This is a genomic window from Pseudomonas sp. Leaf48 (assembly GCF_001421885.1).
In the GTDB taxonomy this organism is placed as follows: Bacteria; Pseudomonadota; Gammaproteobacteria; order Pseudomonadales; family Pseudomonadaceae; genus Aquipseudomonas.
This window is the reverse complement of sequence record NZ_LMLH01000027.1, coordinates 1-3,962: the sequence shown is the minus strand read 5'-3', so window position 1 is coordinate 3,962 and position 3,962 is coordinate 1. Positions and strand designations below refer to the sequence as shown.

3 protein-coding genes and 1 rRNA gene are annotated in these 3,962 nt (G+C 56.8%); all 4 read left to right on the top strand.

The genetic code is table 11. The features are described 5' to 3' along the window. Nucleotides 1-78: ribosomal RNA gene (gene rrf, locus ASE98_RS27785) — 5S ribosomal RNA — on the top strand; the annotation flags it as partial. Nucleotides 79-216: 138 nt separating this feature from the next. After that, entirely contained in the window at nucleotides 217-876 is a 660-nt protein-coding gene (locus tag ASE98_RS15965) for a paraquat-inducible protein A (RefSeq protein ID WP_060542305.1), read from the top strand. Next, nucleotides 863-1,486, top strand: coding sequence for a paraquat-inducible protein A (locus tag ASE98_RS15960; RefSeq protein WP_060542304.1), 624 nt, complete (start codon nucleotides 863-865; stop codon nucleotides 1,484-1,486). Before ASE98_RS15965 ends, ASE98_RS15960 begins: the two co-directional genes overlap by 14 nt. Beyond that, nucleotides 1,479-3,782 (top strand): PqiB family protein, encoded by a 2,304-nt coding sequence (locus tag ASE98_RS15955; protein WP_060542303.1) that lies wholly within the window; start codon nucleotides 1,479-1,481, stop codon nucleotides 3,780-3,782. The genes ASE98_RS15960 and ASE98_RS15955 overlap by 8 nt, the downstream gene beginning before the upstream one ends. Nucleotides 3,783-3,962: the final 180 nt, after the last annotated feature.

Below are 3,962 nucleotides of genomic sequence, written 5' to 3'. Positions count from 1 at the left end.
CCCGAACTCAGCAGTGAAACGATGCATCGCCGATGGTAGTGTGGGGTTTCCCCATGTGAGAGTAGGTCATCGTCAAGATTAAATTCCGAAACCCCTATCTGCATATGCAGGTAGGGGTTTTGTTTTTGGTCGCGGGAAAATCCAGCACAAATTGGCAGAGTTATTTTTGCCTGAGAACACTAGAATAGGCCCAACTTATTCAGAGTCAGAGCCCTTATGCCGGATCCGGTTGACGCCTCCAGGCTGTCAGAATTACCGCTTGAGAACCTGGTTGCCTGTCACGAGTGCGACTTGCTGATGCGCAAGCCAGAGCTCGCCCACGGCGAAAAAGCCCTGTGCCCGCGCTGCGGTTACGAACTCTATGCCCATCGGCACAACGTGGTGCAGCGCAGCCTCGCCCTGGTCATCAGTGCCCTATTGTTGTTTGTCCCGGCGAACTTTTTACCCATCATGCAACTCAATCTACTCGGACAATCGTCGCAAGACACTGTCTGGAGCGGGGTTGTCGCGCTTTTCGATACGGGCATGCAAAGCGTTTCAGTCATTGTGTTCCTGTGCAGCATGGCTATACCGCTACTCAAGCTGCTCTGCCAATTGGCCGTCTTGCTGAGTATCCGTTTTGACGTCGGACGCAGTTATGGCTTGTTGCTCTATCGCATTTATCACCATTTACGCGATTGGGGGATGCTCGAGGTTTACCTCATGGGCGTATTGGTGGCGATCGTAAAGCTGGCAGATATGGCAGCGATCACCGTGGGCTTGGGCCTGGTGTGCTTCATCAGTTTGTTGCTGGTCCAGATCTGGCTGGAGGTCGTAATGTCCCCACACCAGATCTGGCAGGCTTTATCAGGAGAGGATGCCCATGCGGGCGATTGATGCAGGCATTCTGATTTGTATGGAATGCCATGAATTGAACAGGCAGGAAGCCGAGACGCACGAGCAAGTCTGTACTCGCTGCGGTGCGTTGGTGCACGCCCGTCGGCCGAACAGTCTGGTGCGTACCTGGGCGTTGCTGATAACTGCCGCCATTCTTTATATACCAGCCAATGTTTTGCCGATCATGACGGTGAACACTCTGGGCAAAGGCGACCCCAGCACTATCATGTCCGGCGTCATCGACCTGGTTCATTATGGGATGTTTCCTATTGCGGCCGTGGTGTTTGTCGCCAGTATCGTGGTGCCCACTTTCAAACTGGTGGGTATTGCGCTGCTGCTGTTCTCCGTGCAACGCCGACAGCCACTTTCGGCGCGGCAGCGTATCTGGATGTACCGCTTCATTGAATTCATCGGCCGCTGGTCGATGCTCGATATCTTTGTGATCGCCATCCTGGTGGCGGTGGTGAATTTCGGGCGCATTGCCAGCATCGAAGCCAATCCTGGCGCCATCGCCTTCGCCTCCGTGGTGATTCTGACGATGCTTGCCGCTGTAACTTTCGATCCCCGACTGATTTGGGATAACACGGAGTCGGACGACGACCATGACTGATTTGCCTGTAGCGAAAACCCGACCGGCCTCGAACTGGTCTGCCATTTGGGTTCTGCCCCTGATCGCCTTGATCATCGGTGGCTGGCTTGGCTGGCGTGCCTATAACGAGACCGGCATCCTGATTCAGGTACGCTTTGAAAGTGGTGAAGGCATTCAGGCCAACAAGACCGAGGTTGTCTACAAAGGCATGTCGGTCGGCAAGGTCAAAAGCCTCAAGCTCGATGACGAAGGCAACTCAAAAGGCGTCATCGCCACTGTCGAGATGAACAAGGATGTAGAGCAATACCTCAAGACCAGCACGCGTTTCTGGCTGGTAAAGCCGAGCGTGACCCTGGCCGGGATTACCGGTCTGGAGACGCTGGTATCGGGTAACTATGTGGCGATAAGCCCGGGGGAGGGCGAACCTTTACGCAAATTCAAGGCCCTGAAGGAGGAGCCGCCGCTTTCCGATGCGCAGCCAGGTCTGCACCTGACCATCAAGGCCGATCGCCTGGGTTCGTTGAATCGTGGCAGCCCGGTGTTCTACAAGCAGATCAAGGTCGGTCAGATCAAGAGCTACGTGCTCTCCGAAGACCAAAGTACCGTGGAGCTCAAAGTCTTCATTGAGCCCACCTACGCCAAGCTGGTGCGCAAACATACGCGTTTCTGGAATGCCAGTGGGATCAGCATTGATGCCAACCTCTCGGGGGTGAAAGTACGCAGTGAGTCCCTGGCCAGCATCGTCGCTGGCGGTATCGCATTCGCCACACCGGAGAATCGCAAGGACAGCCCGCCCACCGATCCGAGTTTGCCGTTCAGGCTCTACGAAGACTTCGATGCGGCGGCGGCCGGTATTCGGGTCAAGGTCAAACTGACCGATTTCGATGGCTTGCAGGCCGGCCGTACGCCGGTGATGTACAAGGGCATCCAGGTCGGCAATCTCAAGGCTTTGAAAGTAGACCCGGACCTGTCTGGTGCGACTGCCGAACTGACCATGGACCCGCTAGCTGAAGACTATCTGGTCGAGGGTACGCAGTTCTGGGTGGTCAAACCGTCGATTTCCCTGGCAGGGATCACCGGATTGGAGGCACTGGTCAAAGGTAACTACATCGCCGTACGTCCTGGTGATAAAGGCACCGCACCACAACGCGAGTTCGCGGCTCGGCCCAAGGCGCCACCATTGGATCTGCGTGCGCCTGGCCTGCACCTGGTGTTGTTCACGGAAAACCTCGGTTCGCTGGAAGTCGGCAGCCCGGTTCTCTACAAGCAGGTAAAAGTCGGTTCTGTGCAGAGTTACCAGTTCTCGCGCACCAAGAAGCAACTCGTCATTGGCGTGCACATCGAGAAGGAATACGAAGGCCTGGTCAATGCCTCGACACGCTTCTGGAATGCCAGCGGGATTACGCTCACGGGCGGGCTGAGCGGCGGGATCCAGGTGAAAAGCGAATCCTTGCAGAGCTTGATGGCCGGCGGCATTGCGTTCGACACACCGCTGGCCAAGGCGCCGCTGGAGAAGCGGGTACCAAGGTTCCGCTTGTTTACCAGCAAGGAGGAGGCTACGCAAAAAGGCGAAATCATCACGATCAGGGTCGATCGTGCCGATGGCCTGAGCACCGGTACGCCGATTCGCTTCAAGGGTCTGGATGTCGGCAAGATCGAAGACGTGGACCTGAGTGACGACCTGCAATCGGTGCTACTGACCGCGCGTATCAATGAGGTGCCGGAGCGTATCGCCCGGGTCGGCAGCCAGTTCTGGGTGGTCAAGCCTGAGCTGGGGCTGCTCAAGACTGCGAACCTGGAAACATTGGTGACCGGGAAATACATCGAGGTGCAGCCCGCATCGAAGAATCTGGGGCCGCAGAAAAACTTTGTGGCGCTGCCCAACCCACCAGAGACTGCCAAGCAGGAAGCCGGTTTGAGCCTGGTGTTGAGCGCACCGCGACGTGGATCGTTGAAGCCCGGAGTACCGGTGACCTATCGCGAAATCGCCGTGGGCAAGGTCACGGGATACGAGCTGGGTCAGACCGCCGACCGTGTGCTGATCCGCATTCTGATCGAGCCGAAGTACGCGCCATTGGTACACAGCGGTACGCGGTTCTGGAACACCAGCGGATTCGACTTCGACGTCGGTCTGTTCCGTGGGGCGACCGTGCGTACCGAGTCCCTGGAAACCATGATCCAGGGTGGCGTTGCCTTCGCCACGCCGGACGGCGAGCGCATGGGCAGTCCGGCGCGGCCGGAGCAGACGTTTGCACTGTTTGACAAGTTCGAAGATGAATGGCTGACCTGGGCGCCGAAGATTCCCCTCGGCAAATAGTTTTTCGGTGTCTGTGATGGCCTCTTCGCGGGCAAGCCCGCTCCCACAGGATTTGCGCGATTTCAAAGTCGGCGCAGGACCTGTGGGAGATTCTATGTTTGGGGGGAACCCCCAAGCATAGAATTTGGCTTGTATTCGCTTTGGTTTTTCATCAAGGCAAACAATACCCGAGCTAATTTT